Below are 14,517 nucleotides of genomic sequence, written 5' to 3'. Positions count from 1 at the left end.
AATAATCGCCTAAGGGTTTTTATTCACCACGAAGGACATAGAGAACACGAAGTTTATATTTTCTTCGTGTCCTTCGTGATCTTCGTGGTGAAAGTTAAAGATCAGAATTTATCGCCTTCAAACGGCGCGCAAGCTCGGCAATGGCTTGTCCGTCCTTGACGGCAAAGCGCACATGGCGGCGGGTCAGCCCGGCAAAATTATCGCAGACGCGGATCAAAAGGCGCGACGGCGCGAGCTTTGCCTGTAATTGATAGCCGTCCATACTGGCCAACTCCGCTAGCAGGAAATTGGCTTGTCCGTCATAAATCTGCCGGAACAGGCCGCAATCCGACAGGGCCTGATGCAACTGCTCGCGCAGTTGGCGGGTCTGCCGGCGAGTCTGTCCGATAAAGGCCGTATTGGCCAGCGCCTGCTGCATGTAAGCCATATCGAGGCTGGACAGCTTCCAGGCCGGCTCCAGGCCTTTCAGCGCTTTGATCGCCGGGCTTGCCGCCATGACAAAGCCGATGCGAATGCCCGCGCAGCCGTAAAACTTGCTCAGCGACTTGATCAGGTAGAGCTTGTCGTAATCTGCGATATAGTCGGCGATTGATTCAGCCTCGCAGAAATCCAGAAACGACTCATCGATGATAACCGTACAGTCGGCGGCCTGCCATTTGGCCAGCCAGTCCTTCAGATCATAAAGATGCCCATCCGGCGTCGACGGATTCACGAAAATGATCGTGCTGCCTCTGGGAATCTCGGCATTCGGATTGGCAAGTCGATCGACACTATGCAGCCGGCAGCCGAGTTCGCCGGCGATATGCGCATATTCGCCATAAAGCGGCGCGTACAGCACCAGATCGTCGGGCTTTAGAAAGCGCAGCAAGGCAAAAATGGCCGCACTAGCGCCGTTGAAGATTTCGATGTCAGCGCCGGACGGATAGGGATAGCGCTGCTTCAGTGCTTGTTTCAGCTGGCTGTAATGCGGATCGGCATAGGGACCGAGCTGAACCTGCAGCAGACAGTCCAGCGTGACCGCTTGTTGCGGATTGATGTTGGCCGAGAAATCCAGCACCTGCTCAGGCAGGCAGCCCAGACTTTGGGCAAATTGGTAAATATTGCCGCCGTGCTTCATTAATAAACTGATGTCATGCAATGGATAAAAATTTTACCACGAAGGTTATGAAGCGTAGGGCACGCACCGCGTACCTTTGGGGAGTCTGGTGCGTCAAAAAAATTTTGAGAATGGTACGCGGTGCTTACCCTACAAAGCTTGTTTATAAGTTGATGTAGTCAATATAAGTATATTCGTCGCTGTGCCGCAGTTTATGCACGGAGCCGGCATCGATGCGCAACTGAAACGAGTTGGCCAGCGGTATATTCAGGGCGCGCGCCAGCAGGGCGCGAATCACGCCCGCATGGGTGATGACCAGCACCTGTTCAGCCTTGACGGCGGATAGATCCCGCCAGAAACTGTCCGCGCGCGCGTACAGGTCTTCGAAATTCTCGCCGTTGGGCGGTGCGGCCTTAACAAAATCATTGGTCCAGTTCTGCATGGCATCGGGGTCGATATCGTCGAAGCGCAGCCCTTCCCAGTCGCCGAAATGCAGCTCCTTCAGGCGCGCATCGGTGGTCACGGTTGTCGAGAAAGTCTTGGCCAGCTCCAGGCAACGCGTCAGCGGGCTGCTGAACACTTTGCAATCGGCATCGAACTCGGGCAGCTTGTCATGCAGATCCTGGGCTTCGTCGGCAAAACTGTCGGCCAGGCCGACATCGCTGTGGCCGTAGCAAAGCCCCGGGTCCGCGGCTGTGTTGGTATGGCGAATCAGATAAATGTCCATAAGGTACTCATACTTAAATAAAAAATAGTTTCAGCGAGCTGCTGGCTGGCGCCGAGGCAATCGCCGGTATAGCCGCCGATACGGCGGTAAAAGTAACGGCCCAGCAGCCAGTTGGCGGCCAGCACGGGCAGGATCGCCAGCCAGCAGATCGCCGGCAACAACAGCAAGGGCAATAAAGCCAGGCTCGCCGCAAACAGCAGATCAATGCCGCCGGGCTTGAAAACGGCGGCGCCGGCCTTGCTGTCGTCGATGCGCGCATAATCGTAACGGCGCATGATCAGCAGGGGCGGCAGCCGGCTGAAGCTGTGCCCTGACAGCAATAACAAGGGCACGGCCGCTGCCGGCAGCGCGCCAAGCAGGCTGATTTTCAGCGACAGCAGCAGCAACAGGCCGAGCGCGCCATAGGCGCCGGTCCTCGGGTCTTTCATGATCTCCAGGATACGCTGTTTGTCGAAGCCCGCGCCGAAGCCGTCGCAGACATCGGCGAAGCCGTCTTCATGGAAGGCGCCGGTAACAAAAATGCCCGCAACAAGGGCCACGATGGCTGCTGTCTGCTGCGGCCACAGCCAATCGGCCAGATAAAAACTCAATGCAGACAGGCCGCCGACCAGCCAGCCGACCAGCGGCAGATAAACTGCGGCTTCAGGCAGCCGTTTGTAATCCAGCGCTTGGGGTGCGGGCAGGCGCGTGTAGAAACCGAGGGCCAGCAGGAAAAGTCTTGGATGGAGCATGACTGTCTTTCAGGCTGTCCAGTCTTCGGTAGATAAATCTGCAAAAACAGTTTGGATATCGGTAAAAATTTTGTCGGCGCTGACCAGCATGCAGTTTTCCGTGATTGCGGTCGAGATCATCATCAAGTCTATATTGTGTTTTTTAAGATTCTCTTGATTGAGGTTACGCAAATCCTTGATGGATTTTTTCAACAGACCGAAAAGCTCAGCTCCTTGGGGGGTTAAGGGTAAGCAGCAAAAATCTTTTTGCACTTGAATGATTTTTTGCCGGATACGGACTTTTTTACTTTCCGGCGCATTGGCGAAACCATATTCAAATTCATAGAGCGACAGTATCGAAAAACAGACTTTGTCGGCATCGGTGAGCGTCGACAGGCGCTGCAGAATTTTAGGGTGCGCCGGGGCCGATGCGTTATAAAGGTCTGAAAGTGTATTGGAGTCGAGTAAATAATTCATTCGGATTTAAAGGCAAAATCTTGCTTGAATTCTTCCATATCCTGCTTGAATTGCTCGGTATGCTCTTCCAGATCAATAGGGTTTTCGGCAATGCGCCCGGCAAGTTGGGCCCATTTTGATGGTTTTTGCCGTGCTTCCAGAGCGCGACGGATGGCTTCATAAATGAATTGGTCAGGATTCGGTAAATGGTTGATTTCTTCAACCATTTCATGGGGTAAATTGATAATGTGCTGCATGGCTTTATGCTCCGGTTACGCAATTGTATAGTCGACGGTCAATAGGATGCGAAACTCAGAAAGGAATTCACTGCCAGATTAACCTATTGATGGAACTTATTAAAGTTTCCGTTGCGTATTAATTATTTTTAATGATCGACCCCGGCCTCATCAAATGAAGCCATTTCATTCAGCATCAGTACGGCTGATTGCAGCAGAGGGAAGGCCAGGGCAATGCCGGAACCTTCGCCGAGCCGCAGATCCAGATTGATGAGCGCCCGGGCATTGAAATGCTTCAGCAGCGCCTGATGGCCCTGTTCGCGCGATACATGGCTGAACACGCAATAATCCAGCACCTGCGGATGTAGCCGGCTGGCCACGAGCAGGGCGCTGCTGGCGATAAAGCCGTCGACCGGAATCAGCATGCCCAGTTCGGCCGCTTTCAGGTAAGCGCCCGTCATCATGGCGATTTCGAAGCCGCCGAACGTTGCTAGCACCGCCAGCGGTTCGGTGATGTCCGGATGCCGGTCCAGCGCCTGCTGCAGTACGGAAACCTTATTGCGCAGCTGCTCGTCGTTCAGGCCGGTGCCGCGGCCTACGCATTTCTCCAATGGCAAGTCTGTCAACACATGCATCAGCAGGGCGGCCGACGAGGTGTTGCCAATGCCCATTTCGCCGAAGCCGATGCAGTTGCAGCCGAGCTTGTGTTGTCTTGACACAATCTCCGCGCCCGTTTGCAGCGCTTCCAGGCATTGCTGGCCGGTCATGGCGGGCTCCGTCAGGAAGTTGCGCGTGCCTCTGGCGATCTTGGCGCTGACCAACGCCGGATGAGTGTCCAGATCGGCATTGACGCCGGCATCGACGACCAGCAGCGCCATGCCGTGCTGGCGCGCGAACACGCTGATCGCCGCGCCGCCGGCCAGAAAATTGGCGACCATTTGCGCGGTCACGGCCTGCGGATAGGCGCTGACGCCGGCTTCGGCAATGCCATGATCGCCCGCGAAAATGATGAGGCAGGGCTTGTTCAGGCGGGGCGTCAGGCTGTTCTGGATCAGGCCGATTTGCAGCGCCAATGTTTCGAGATGACCCAGCGCGCCCAGCGGCTTGGTCTTCTGGTCGATTTTATGCAGCAGGGCAGGGCGAAGCGCTGACGAGAGCGGGGCGATGGAAAAATTTAGCGGCACGGTGTATTCCAGGTATTTTCAAACAATAAAGTGTCCAGGTCTTTGCGTTCGGCCCAGTGCGCCTGTTCCAGCATCGGCTTGTCGTAGAACTCGGCGACGTGGCCCAGGCACAGGATCGCTACGGGCTGGCTGTCTTCGGGCATCTTCAGCAGAGTCTTTACAGGCTCGGGCTCGAACATGGACACCCAGCCCAGCCCCAGGCCTTCCGCCCTGGCCGCCAGCCACAGGTTCTGTATCGCGCAGGCTAGTGACGCCAGATCCATGTCCGGCAGCGTGCGCCGGCCGAAAACGTATTGCCCGCGCCGCTCGCACAAGGCGGCCACCATCAGGACCGCGCATTCGCGTATGCCTTCCACTTTCAGCTTCATGAATTCGTCTTCGCGCTCGCCCAAAGCTTGGGCCGTATTGATGCGTTCCTGCTCGACCAGCGCGTGCAGCGCCAGGCGCAGATCGGGAACGCTGATGCGTACAAATCGCCAAGGCTGCATGAAGCCGACGCTGGGTGCATGATGCGCGGCCTGCAGCAGGCGCTTCAGGACTTCGGGATCGACCGGGTCGGGCAGGAAGTGGCGCATATCGCGGCGCTCGTAGATGGCGCGGTAGACGGCGGAGATTTCGTCGTCGGTGTAACGGTGTCGGGTCATGGTACTAATTAAATTTAAGCGCCGGATGTGGGGCGGCTTCGCCTGAAGCGCCTACTGTTGGCAGGCGCCTATTATCGCCCAGAATACATGGATGAGTCTAAATAACTAGAAAGTTTTTGTAGATACCGTCTTGTTGCCCATTATGCAAGCGCAAAATTGGGGTCGAAAGGTTTATTCGATTTCAGGATGGCAAAGGCGATATGGACGAGTTTGCGCATTGAAGCACAGGCGATGGCCATGCCATTCTTGCCGCGTGCAGCCAAGCGTTCGCGGAAAAGGCGGATGACGGGATTGTGTCTTCCCGCGACCACGGCGGGCATGTATAGCTTCGCGCGCAACATCGGATCACCCATCTTGGAAATGCGGGTTTTGCCTTTCCACTTGCCGGATTCGTTCAAGGCGGGATTGAGTCCAGCAAAGGCGACAGCTTGCTTGGCGGTGGTGAAGCCGTAGTGATCGCTCAAAGCGACCATGAGGTGGGCAGAGGAGGCTTCGCCGATGCCAGGAATCGTTTCCAGCAAAGCGCGCCGGTGCCTGAGATCAGGGTCTTGATCGATAAGACGTTGAACGCGTTCGCGTGTGGTTTTAAGCGCCTGCTCCAGATGTGCCAAGACGGCTCTGATGGATTCGGCAATCGTGGGGTCAGCCGTATCCAGTCTGTTTTTCTCCATTTGCTGCATTTCCAGCAGGTCTTCGATCCGGCGTAATAAGGCTTGCAGTTCGCGGATATTGGCAGGTGGCGGCGTCCACAAAGGCGGTTTCTTTTCCTGGGCATACCGGGCGATCAGCTTGGCGTCAGCCTTGTCGGTCTTGATTCGGCTCAATTCGCTCTTGGCGAATCCCTTAATTCTGGCAGGATTGACGACAGCCACCGGATAGCCTGATTGGGCCAGGCATTCGGCCAGAGGGATGCTGTAGGCGCCAGTCGCTTCCATGCAAACCGAGGGCTTGACGCCGCCGAACGTCGTCAGCCAGACGATCAAAGCGGCAAAACCTTCCGGCGTGTTGTCGAATTTTTTATGCTTGTATTTGCCGTTCTCCAGGCGGGCAACATCGAATTTATGCTTGGCAATATCCACACCAACCGTCACTTGGGACATCTTTAAACACTCCAAAAAACTATATAAAATCAATAAGATCAATTTTAAGGCATACGCCTGGTTCAGCCTTAGATCATACAGGCTCTCCCGGCGAAACGGGGGCCTACGCATACCGTACGAACTTATGAGGCGGATGAGGGAAACGGAGAGCGAAATCTACGCAGCAGGCTCGAAGCCTCAGGGTACGCCCGGCTTCTCCGCTTCCCGCCCGGTGATCAGCCGGGGATTTTATCCCTAATTGGGTAAAATCGAGATATAAGGGTACGCATCGCGTACCTTTTTCAAACTATTGATTTATTGCGGCTTTGAAAAGGTATGCGATGTGTACCCTACGATGCTTTTAGCGGCGGTAGGCTGGGTTGCTAAACCCAGCATTTCGGAGCCGCCGATGCCGGGTTTCCGCTAAAGCTCCAGCCCAGCCTACATAGGCTAAAAAAGATAGGGATGGGCGGCTTGAAACCCATGCACTTTGGCTTTCGGATTGAAAACCGGCGGCTGCCAGTCCTTGTTTTCCTGACCGGCCAGGAATCCGGCCAGCCACAGGGCCTGGTTGCGGATCGGCAGAATGAATGCGTATAGCTTGCCGTTCGGCAGTTCGGCGACATCGCCGAGCGCGTAGATATGCTCGTCAGAGGTTTGCAGCCGCTGGTTGACTTTGATGCCGCGGCCAATCTCCAGCCCCGCCTGCACGGCCAGTTCCGTGCGCGGCTTGAAGCCGGTAGCCACGAGCACGGCATCGAATGGGCTTGATACGCCGGTTTCGACGCAGACTTTATCGCCCTGCTTTGAAAAGCCCTGCACGGATTGATTGAGCAGCACCGCTACGCCCGAATCCTGCATGATGTTCAGCAGCGTGACCGAATCTTCCGGGACCAGCTGGCGCTCCATGAGCCGGTCCGCGGCATGGTACAGCGTCACCGGATCGCCCGAGACGGCCAGATCGGAAGCCACTTCGCAGCCAATCAGGCCGCCGCCGATCACGCCCCAGGCCGGCCGCTGATTGCGGTCCAGAAAGCCCTGCCGGAACCGGCGCAGTTTTTTCAGATCGACCAGATTGTTCAGACAGAAAAACAAGTCGCGGTAAGGCCTGAATGGCGGCGGGATGAAGGCCGCGGAGCCCTGGGCCAGAATCAGCTTGTCGTAGGGCAGCACAGATTCCTGATCCGGCCGCTTGACGACGACGGTCCGGTCGGCCCGGTTGATGGCCGTGACCTCGGCGGCGCTAATAATGTCGATATTCTCGTCGCGCAGCTTGTCGAAAGGCTTCAGGATGATGGACTGCTCGATGTTATCGGTGCTGAAGCCGCGCGACAGCAGCGGCCGCGAATAATAGCCGTCGTCTTCGCGCGTGATCAGCGTAATCTGCGCATCGGCCTGCAGCGCCCGGTATTTTTCCGCGAAGCTGACGCCGCCCACGCCGGAACCGATGATGACGATACGCATTGACTTACGTCATCAGCTGATAAGCGCTTTTCTCGGCCCCGCATTCGGGGCAGCGCCAGTCGTCGGGGATGTCCTCAAAGCGCGTGCCCGGCTGGACGCCTGTATCAGGGTCGCCTTCGGCCTCGTCATAGATATGGCCGCAAACGCTGCACTGGTATTTTTTAAAATCAGACATAGCCATTCCTCATTCATCTGTTAAAAAAGTTTTTCACAACTCTGACTGTAGCACATCATTTTTAGTTTAGCTTTTTTTAAACGGCAGATAAGTCGCCGCATCCTGCTTGTAAAGCGCCACGGATTCCCGTTCCTCGGCCAGAAAGTGTTCCACGGCCTCGGCAAAGCGGACATCCTGAAGCCAGTGCGCCGACCAGGTCGTGACCGGTTCGAAGCCGCGCGCGATCTTGTGCTCGCCTTGCGCGCCGGAATCGAAGCGTTTCAGGCCGTGTTCGATGCAATACTCCAGTCCCTGATAGTAACAGGCTTCGAAATGCAGGCCGCTGTATTCTTCATGGCAGCCCCAGTAACGGCCGTAGAGCGTGTCGCTGCCGATCACGCTCAGCGCCGCGCCGACGTACTGGCCGTCTTTGACCGCCAGCACCAGCAATAACCGCTTGCCCATCGTGGCCGCCAGCTGCTCGAAAAAGGCCGGGTTCAGGTAAGGCGGCATGCCGTTTTTCAGATAGGTCATCGTGTAGAACTGAAAAAACGCCTGCCACTGCGCCGGGCTGACTTCCCTGCCGTTCAGCCGCTGCAATGCGATGCCCTGTTCGCCGACGCGCCGGCGTTCGCGCTTGATCATCTTGCGCTTGCCGGCGCTGAAGGTTTGCAGAAAATCGTCAAAGTCGCGGTAACCTTTGTTGAACCAGTGGAACTGCACGCTTTCGCGCAGGCTCAGCCCAAGATCGCGCAGCCGTTCCGCCTGCACAGCATCGGGAAACAGGCAGTGCCACGAGGAGATAGCGTCCTGTTCCGCACGCGCCTTGATAAAACCGGTCAGCAGACGCATGACGGCCAGCGCATCGGCGGATTCATCGATGACCATGCGCGGCCCCTGGCAGGGTGTGAACGGAATTGCAGTCAGCCATTTCGGATAATAGCGGCAGCCGCACTGCTGATAGGCGTGCGCCCACGGCTGGTCGAACACATATTCGCCGCGCGAGTGCGTTTTCAGGTACAGCGGCATGAAGGCCAGCAGTTTCTGATTCTGCATGACCAGCAAATGCTGCGGCGTCCAGCCCGTCTGGCTTGACGTGCAGCCGCTCTGCTCCAGCGCCAGCAAGAATTCGTGGCGCAGGAACGGGTAGTCATCCTTGACCAGCCGGTTCCAGGCCCCGGCATCCGCTTGCATCATACTCGCGATCGGTTTTACATCCATCTGTCAGCTAATTGATGTGTTTCTCAATGTAAATAAAGACAGGAATTCCGGCATCAAGTATCCAAAAGATTTTGCCGCGCTCAAAGCGGTTTTGAATTTACAGCCAGCCGGACTTTTTCAGGCGGATATACAGCAGCACGCTGCCAAAACCCACGCCGCCGATCACAATCGGATAACTGAATGGCCAATCCAGTTCCGGCATATGCCTGAAATTCATGCCGTACCAGCTGAAGACCATGGTCGGTATCGCCAGGATCGCACCCCAGCCGGCCAACTTCTTGACGACTTCATTCTGCCGCACCGTTTCAAAGTTCAGATGCACCTGCATCGCTGCGATCAACATTTCGCGCATGCTGTGAATCGCCCGATCGATGCGCTTGATATGGTCGGCAACGTCGCGGAAATAAACGCTCACCTCTCTGGGAATAACATGGCCATGAAGGTGCATCAGCTCATTGCAGATATCGATGACCGGCGTAATGGCGCCTTCCAGCTGCAACAGTTCGCGTTTCAGTTCGTACAGGCCTTCCATAGTCTGCCGGCTGGGCCGGTTTTGAAAAATCGCCGACTCCAGCACATCGAATCGCGCCTGCAAACCGTCAATAACGGGCGAATAGTTGTCGACGATGAAATCCATGATCGCATACAGCGCGAATCCCGGCCCCTTGGCCAATTGCTGCGGCATGGCCTCGCAGCGCTCTCTGACTTTGCTGAGGCCGTGCGAAGCGCCGTGCCTGATCGTGACTAGAAAACGCGGTCCCACGAAAAAATGCGTCTCGCCGAATTCGAGTTGATCTTCCTGGAGCAGGGCGGTATGCAGCACCATGAACAGCGAGTCGCCGTACTCCTCGATTTTCGGGCGCTGATGCGCCGAATCGGCGTCTTCGATGGCCAATTCATGCAGGCTGAATTCCTGTTGGATTTTAGCCAGCAGTTTGCTGTTCACCTCATGCAGGCCCAGCCAGACGAATGTATTGTCCCGTTTCAGCACTTCGCTGATGGCTTCGATCGTTACCTTGCCGATACTGACGCCGTTTTGATAGGCCACGCAGTTCACGATCATGCTGTCATCGATTTTCTTGGTCAAAACCGGCTCCTGGCTCTTTAGAAATAGTAAGGGTTGGCGTGCCTTGCATTAGCCATCCTGACACGAATCCGGACGGGAAAACGGTAAAAACTGCAGGTCATGCCGTTTCTGTGGCTTTGGCAACCCAAGCTACAGCCATCCTTTGCGTTTAAACAGCCAATAAGGCGCAATGCCCGAGAGAACCATTATCGCCAGCGAACCCGGGTAGCCCCATAGCCACTTCAATTCCGGTATATGTTTAAAATTCATCCCGTAAATGCTGGCGATGAGCGTAGGCGGCATGAATACGACGGCAGCAATGGAGAAGGTTTTGATGATTTTATTCTGTTCGATGTTGATAAAGCCCATGGCCGCATCCATCAGGAAGTTAATCTTGTCGAACAGAAACGTGGTATGGGACAACAGGATATTCATGTCGCGCATGATGTCATGAGTGATTTCATGCAATTCGCGCTCGTCGCGCAAATGCCGCTGCAGAAAAGCCATGGAACGCTGCGTGTCCATAAGACACAACCGGATTTTGCCATTGCTGTCTTCAAGCCTTGTCAACTGGTCGATGGCGTCTTCGTAGTCGGCATTGTCTTCTTTAAGAATCTGATGGCTGACCCGTTCCAGTCCGCCGAAAATATCCTCAATGCCGTCGGCCAGATTTTCCACTTTTTGCTCGAAGATGGTTATCAGAAGCGCTTTCGGCGTGGCCACTTCAACCTGCTTTTGCCGCGCTCTCATGCGCAGCAGGCGGAAATCCGCAAGATCAAGTCCATCCCTTAATGTAATCAGGCGCTCGGGCTGCAGGATGAACGCGACAGAGATGGTATGAAGGTCGCCTTCGCTTTGGGCCAGAAACAGCGAATGGACATGGATGCCGTTCTGATCGGCAAAATAACGGGCTGAAGCCTCGATTTCTTCTACATCGATGGATTTTGGTAACTCGGTCAGCAGCAATGTCTGCAATTGACTGCGCTCCTCCAGGCTGAGATTATGCGCGTCGATCCAGTCGGCATCGATTATTATTTGGTTGGGCGTGTCCTTGGTTTGATATTCCTCGGTCAGGACTCCGTTTTTAATTTTATATAATCTCGGCATTACTTTATCTCTACAGCTTTTATATTCTGCAAAAGTATACACTGTGGCGCTCTATCGGCTCACCTGTTCGCTTCTTGATGATGAGCAAAGAGATAGTTGTTGGCTGGCTATTTATTCCGTCGCCAGCCGGTAGCAGGCGTCGGCCTGGTCGATAACCACCGAGACAACCTGTGCATCCAGGGTGCCTTGCTCCACACGCTCCTTCAGGTATTTGATGATTTCGTCTACTGGCAGCCTCCCACGGTACGAACGGTGCTGCGCAAAAGCCTGGAAAATGTCGGCCACGCTGACGATGCGCGCTTCCAGATCGATCTCTTTGGGCACGCGCTTGAACGGGTAACCTTCGCCAAGCAGGTTTTCATGATGGTAACCGGCCCAGACCGGTATCGGCGTCTGGCCAAACACGCGCCGCAGTATCCGATAGCTGTCGTAGCTGTGCCGGCGAATACAGGCGTATTCGCGCACAGTCAGCTTGCCCGGCTTTTCGATAATGGCTTCGTCGACGCGCAGCTTGCCGATGTCGTGCAGCAGTCCCGCGATTTCGATCAGGTCCACCTCCGTCCCTGTTTTGCCCAGGCGCTCGGCCAGGTAGCGCGCGATTTTGGCGACGCGTTCGGAGTGTTCTTCGGTGTAGTGGCTTTTGGCATCGACGATGCGGGAGAACAGCAGTGCCAGCGCGCGCACATCATCCAGATTCAGCATAACCTGAGCCTGATGGCTGCCGAATTCGGCCAGCTCTTCGTCCAGATATTCCGGGTCCATGGACAGCCAGAAGGCTTCTTCGGCGGCGGCATGGGCGAAGGCTTCAACCAGTTCGGGCGCAAACATGCGGCCGGCCTGCTTTCTGGCATAGTCGACGATGGCCGGGCATTCCAGCAGGATCTGCTCGGTGCCGATAAAAGGCAACTGCAGCATGTCGGCACGGTCGGCAAGGTAGATCAGGTTGGTGCGCAGGCGCGTGGATTGATCCAGAGGCGCGTCCTGTAATAGCTCCCAGCGCGTATGATGATAGCGGATGTCGGTGGCCAGATGGGCCAGCGGCGGGCAGGCCCGCAGGTAGGCTTCGCCGCGGATGCAATGCGCCTCGGCGCCGTCCCACTCCAGGGCTTCGGATAAATTGCGGTGTTCCTGCGCTCTGGAGACGCCGCAATCGTGCAGCATGCCGGCATGGAGCAGCGTCAGGCAGTCGGCCTTGTTCCAGCCCAGTTCCAGGGCCACATTCTTGGCCATGATCGCAACGCGCTTGCCGTGCTTGACTTCGTCGATGCCGACCAGATCCAGCGAACTGCTTAGGGCCGTGACGGTGTTATGTAGATCAATTTTCAGTTGTTCCATGGCGGTACTCATTCAAGTCGATATGTTAATCGGTTTTTTGACAGCTGGAAGCCGAAATCATTCATGGAGCGGCTGTCAGCTGAAATTTTCTGAAGGCATGAGCCGGCGCCGGTCAATTCACCTGCAATACCAGCAGACTTCCCGCTATCATGACCAGGCTCGCCATCAGCCTGCGGATCACATGGGGTTCATTGAAGATTCGGTAACCCAGGAAGACCTGCAGCAGCATGCCAAGCTGAAATAAGGCCAGTGCATAGGCGATCAGCATTTGCGACAGCAGCACCAGCGTCAGGTACTGCATGACGAATACCGTCAGGCCGGCTGCCGCAATCGGCAGGGCATGCGGTTGCGAATTTTTAATGTTGTCCGCCAGCCGTTCCGTTGTCAGGAATGCATTGGCCAAAAGGATCAGAGGCAGTCCGAACAAAGACCAGAAGATCAGCGTCTCCAAGGGGCCGGAATGCTCGAGCGAGCCTTTCAGGAAAACCGTGCCGATGGAAAACAGCAGAATGGAAAGAAATCTGGCCTGTACACCGCGATCAAGCCATAGCTGGGCGAGTCGATTCTGCATCGTGCCGGTTGAAGGCGGCAACAACAGAAAACTGCCGGCGACGATAATCATGATCCCGGCAAAGCCTTGCAGCGTCGGCACCTCGCCCAGAAAAACGAGCGCAAACAGCATGGAAACGATGACTTTATAGGCATTAAGCGGCCCGAATATCGACAAATCGGTCTTGGACAGGGACATGACCATAAACATCCAGCCGCCGACATCGAACAGGGCGGCCAGCAGCACATTGATCCAGAATGACGGGCTCAGATGGGCAAAGGCGGTATTGAAAAAGAACAGCAAGGAGAGCGCGGCCAGCACGGCATAGGTTGAGGCGACAATGTAAAACGGATGCAGGCCGTGATGCGACAGCTGTTTCTGAAAGACGTTGGACGCCGATGACAGCAGCAGCCGGCCAAAAACGAAAAAAATTTCCAAAAGCGGTTTTCCTTTATGAATCTTGAATGAGGCGAGGGGGCGCATTCTAATGGGCATTAGCGCTAAATGGAAGTGATTGGCCTGCGCTTTGGCAGGATGTGCTGACCAAGCGTAGGCGCTCTAGGCGACATAGTGAAGCGCGTCACTCGCGGGAGCGTGATATGATCGACCAAGAGACTGGCGGCGCAAAATGGCTCATAATGCCGCCCCGACCACTGTTGAGGAGCATCAAGAATGCATTGTCCGCTGTGCCGGCATGACCGCATCGTTTTTTATTACCGGGATGCGCGCCGCGCCTATCATCAATGTAACCGCTGCCGTCTGGTTTTCGTGCCGCCGCAGTATCGCCTGTCGCCGGAGGCGGAGAAGGCGTACTACGATCTGCACCGCAACGATCCGCGCGATGCCGGTTACCGCAACTTCCTTTCGCGGGTTTTCATTCCCTTATGCGAGCGGGTGCCGGCGCCGGCGAAAGGCCTGGATTTCGGCAGCGGTCCGGGGCCGACGCTGTCGCTGATGTTTGGCGAGGCGGGCTACGACATGGCCATCTACGATCATCACTATGCTACCGATACTGCGGTATTGCGCCAGCGTTACGATTTTATTACTGCCACTGAAGTGGTGGAGCATCTGTTCCAGCCCGGCGAGACCCTGGCGACACTGCTGTCGCTGCTGCGGCCGGGCGGCTGGCTGGGGTTAATGACGAAAATGGTCATCGATCAGACGGCCTTCAGCAACTGGCACTACAAACAGGACCCTACCCATGTGTGCTTTTTCTCGCGTGAGACGTTTAGCTGGTGGGCGAATCAGGCAGGCTGTGAGGTCACTTTTGTTGGAAATGATGTGATTCTGCTGCAGAAACTCGGCCGGGAAATGACGGAGCGCTGCAGTGACTCGCATCATGTCATCCGCGAGCCCGGTGGACGTGCTGACCCAAAGTAGGCGCTCCAAGCGACGCAGTGAAGCGCATCACTCGCGATTGATGAGCCTTTTTACGCATATATGGACTCCTCCGTTTTGCAAGCTTTTTCTCTTCGATCGCAACGATCA

The 14,517-nt window shown here is 55.8% G+C and carries 16 protein-coding genes; 1 reads left to right on the top strand and 15 read right to left on the bottom strand.

All coding sequences use genetic code 11. From position 1 onward, the window contains the following. Positions 1–94: 94 nt before the first annotated feature. The 15 genes from IT781_RS16205 to IT781_RS16135 all read right to left on the bottom strand — a co-directional run bounded on the left by IT781_RS16205 (position 95) and on the right by IT781_RS16135 (position 13,467). Positions 95–1,117 (bottom strand): aminotransferase class I/II-fold pyridoxal phosphate-dependent enzyme, encoded by a 1,023-nt coding sequence (locus IT781_RS16205; RefSeq protein ID WP_194971220.1) that lies wholly within the window; start codon positions 1,115–1,117, stop codon positions 95–97. Positions 1,118–1,259: 142 nt separating this feature from the next. Next, positions 1,260–1,823 (bottom strand): alpha-ribazole phosphatase, encoded by a 564-nt coding sequence (gene cobC / locus IT781_RS16200; RefSeq protein ID WP_194971219.1) that lies wholly within the window; start codon positions 1,821–1,823, stop codon positions 1,260–1,262. Then, the gene (gene cobS, locus IT781_RS16195; protein WP_194971218.1) at positions 1,808–2,554 is read right to left on the bottom strand and encodes an adenosylcobinamide-GDP ribazoletransferase; all 747 of its coding nucleotides are present in this window, start codon (positions 2,552–2,554) and stop codon (positions 1,808–1,810) included. Before cobS ends, cobC begins: the two co-directional genes overlap by 16 nt. Positions 2,555–2,563: 9 nt before the next feature. Then, the gene (locus IT781_RS16190) at positions 2,564–3,010 is read right to left on the bottom strand and encodes a type II toxin-antitoxin system VapC family toxin (protein ID WP_194971217.1); all 447 of its coding nucleotides are present in this window, start codon (positions 3,008–3,010) and stop codon (positions 2,564–2,566) included. Continuing rightward, entirely contained in the window at positions 3,007–3,246 is a 240-nt protein-coding gene (locus IT781_RS16185; RefSeq protein ID WP_194971216.1) for a hypothetical protein, read from the bottom strand. The genes IT781_RS16190 and IT781_RS16185 overlap by 4 nt, the downstream gene beginning before the upstream one ends. Positions 3,247–3,374: 128 nt before the next feature. Continuing rightward, the gene (cobT, locus tag IT781_RS16180) at positions 3,375–4,409 is read right to left on the bottom strand and encodes a nicotinate-nucleotide--dimethylbenzimidazole phosphoribosyltransferase (RefSeq protein WP_194971215.1); all 1,035 of its coding nucleotides are present in this window, start codon (positions 4,407–4,409) and stop codon (positions 3,375–3,377) included. Further along, a complete protein-coding gene (gene bluB / locus IT781_RS16175; protein WP_194971214.1) occupies positions 4,400–5,053 on the bottom strand; it encodes a 5,6-dimethylbenzimidazole synthase in 654 nt (217 codons plus the stop codon). The genes cobT and bluB overlap by 10 nt, the downstream gene beginning before the upstream one ends. A 140-nt stretch (positions 5,054–5,193) precedes the next feature. Next, positions 5,194–6,153, bottom strand: coding sequence for an IS110 family transposase (locus IT781_RS16170; protein ID WP_194971213.1), 960 nt, complete (start codon positions 6,151–6,153; stop codon positions 5,194–5,196). 429 nt (positions 6,154–6,582) lie between these two features. Beyond that, positions 6,583–7,596, bottom strand: coding sequence for an NAD(P)/FAD-dependent oxidoreductase (locus IT781_RS16165; protein ID WP_194971212.1), 1,014 nt, complete (start codon positions 7,594–7,596; stop codon positions 6,583–6,585). Between the two features lie 4 nt (positions 7,597–7,600). Further along, entirely contained in the window at positions 7,601–7,771 is a 171-nt protein-coding gene (locus IT781_RS16160; protein ID WP_194971211.1) for a rubredoxin, read from the bottom strand. A gap of 66 nt (positions 7,772–7,837) precedes the next feature. Further along, on the bottom strand, positions 7,838–8,971 hold the full coding sequence (locus IT781_RS16155; protein WP_194971210.1) for a GNAT family N-acetyltransferase: 1,134 nt from the start codon (positions 8,969–8,971) through the stop codon (positions 7,838–7,840). 97 nt (positions 8,972–9,068) lie between these two features. Further along, entirely contained in the window at positions 9,069–10,034 is a 966-nt protein-coding gene (corA, locus tag IT781_RS16150) for a magnesium/cobalt transporter CorA (protein WP_194971242.1), read from the bottom strand. 153 nt (positions 10,035–10,187) lie between these two features. Continuing rightward, positions 10,188–11,144: a magnesium/cobalt transporter CorA gene (gene corA, locus IT781_RS16145; RefSeq protein ID WP_194971209.1), complete on the bottom strand. Its 957-nt coding sequence runs from the start codon at positions 11,142–11,144 to the stop codon at positions 10,188–10,190. Positions 11,145–11,255: 111 nt separating this feature from the next. Then, on the bottom strand, positions 11,256–12,479 hold the full coding sequence (locus IT781_RS16140) for an HD-GYP domain-containing protein (protein ID WP_194971208.1): 1,224 nt from the start codon (positions 12,477–12,479) through the stop codon (positions 11,256–11,258). A 112-nt stretch (positions 12,480–12,591) separates the two neighbouring features. After that, positions 12,592–13,467 (bottom strand): DMT family transporter, encoded by an 876-nt coding sequence (locus IT781_RS16135; protein WP_194971207.1) that lies wholly within the window; start codon positions 13,465–13,467, stop codon positions 12,592–12,594. A gap of 234 nt (positions 13,468–13,701) precedes the next feature. Here IT781_RS16135 and IT781_RS16130 point away from each other — a divergent pair, with 234 nt between their 5' ends. After that, entirely contained in the window at positions 13,702–14,409 is a 708-nt protein-coding gene (locus IT781_RS16130) for a class I SAM-dependent methyltransferase (protein WP_194971206.1), read from the top strand. Positions 14,410–14,517: the final 108 nt, after the last annotated feature.

This window comes from Methylobacter sp. BlB1, from assembly GCF_015476545.1.
Classification (GTDB): Bacteria; Pseudomonadota; Gammaproteobacteria; order Methylococcales; family Methylomonadaceae; genus Methylobacter.
Note: the sequence above shows the minus strand (reverse complement) of the source record. Positions and strands in the feature narration are given on the sequence as shown.

Excerpts from the sequence above, each read along its gene's own strand:
- IT781_RS16205 (WP_194971220.1), bottom strand. The coding sequence starts at position 1,117 with ATGAAGCACGGCGGCAATATTTACCAATTTGCCCAAAGTCTGGGCTGC.
- cobC (WP_194971219.1), bottom strand. The coding sequence starts at position 1,823 with ATGGACATTTATCTGATTCGCCATACCAACACAGCCGCGGACCCGGGG.
- cobS (WP_194971218.1), bottom strand. The coding sequence starts at position 2,554 with ATGCTCCATCCAAGACTTTTCCTGCTGGCCCTCGGTTTCTACACGCGC.
- IT781_RS16190 (WP_194971217.1), bottom strand. The coding sequence starts at position 3,010 with ATGAATTATTTACTCGACTCCAATACACTTTCAGACCTTTATAACGCA.
- IT781_RS16185 (WP_194971216.1), bottom strand. The coding sequence starts at position 3,246 with ATGCAGCACATTATCAATTTACCCCATGAAATGGTTGAAGAAATCAAC.
- bluB (WP_194971214.1), bottom strand. The coding sequence starts at position 5,053 with ATGACCCGACACCGTTACACCGACGACGAAATCTCCGCCGTCTACCGC.
- IT781_RS16170 (WP_194971213.1), bottom strand. The coding sequence starts at position 6,153 with ATGTCCCAAGTGACGGTTGGTGTGGATATTGCCAAGCATAAATTCGAT.
- IT781_RS16165 (WP_194971212.1), bottom strand. The coding sequence starts at position 7,596 with ATGCGTATCGTCATCATCGGTTCCGGCGTGGGCGGCGTCAGCTTCGCG.
- IT781_RS16160 (WP_194971211.1), bottom strand. The coding sequence starts at position 7,771 with ATGTCTGATTTTAAAAAATACCAGTGCAGCGTTTGCGGCCATATCTAT.
- IT781_RS16155 (WP_194971210.1), bottom strand. The coding sequence starts at position 8,971 with ATGGATGTAAAACCGATCGCGAGTATGATGCAAGCGGATGCCGGGGCC.
- corA (WP_194971242.1), bottom strand. The coding sequence starts at position 10,034 with ATGATCGTGAACTGCGTGGCCTATCAAAACGGCGTCAGTATCGGCAAG.
- corA (WP_194971209.1), bottom strand. The coding sequence starts at position 11,144 with ATGCCGAGATTATATAAAATTAAAAACGGAGTCCTGACCGAGGAATAT.
- IT781_RS16140 (WP_194971208.1), bottom strand. The coding sequence starts at position 12,479 with ATGGAACAACTGAAAATTGATCTACATAACACCGTCACGGCCCTAAGC.
- IT781_RS16130 (WP_194971206.1), top strand. The coding sequence starts at position 13,702 with ATGCATTGTCCGCTGTGCCGGCATGACCGCATCGTTTTTTATTACCGG.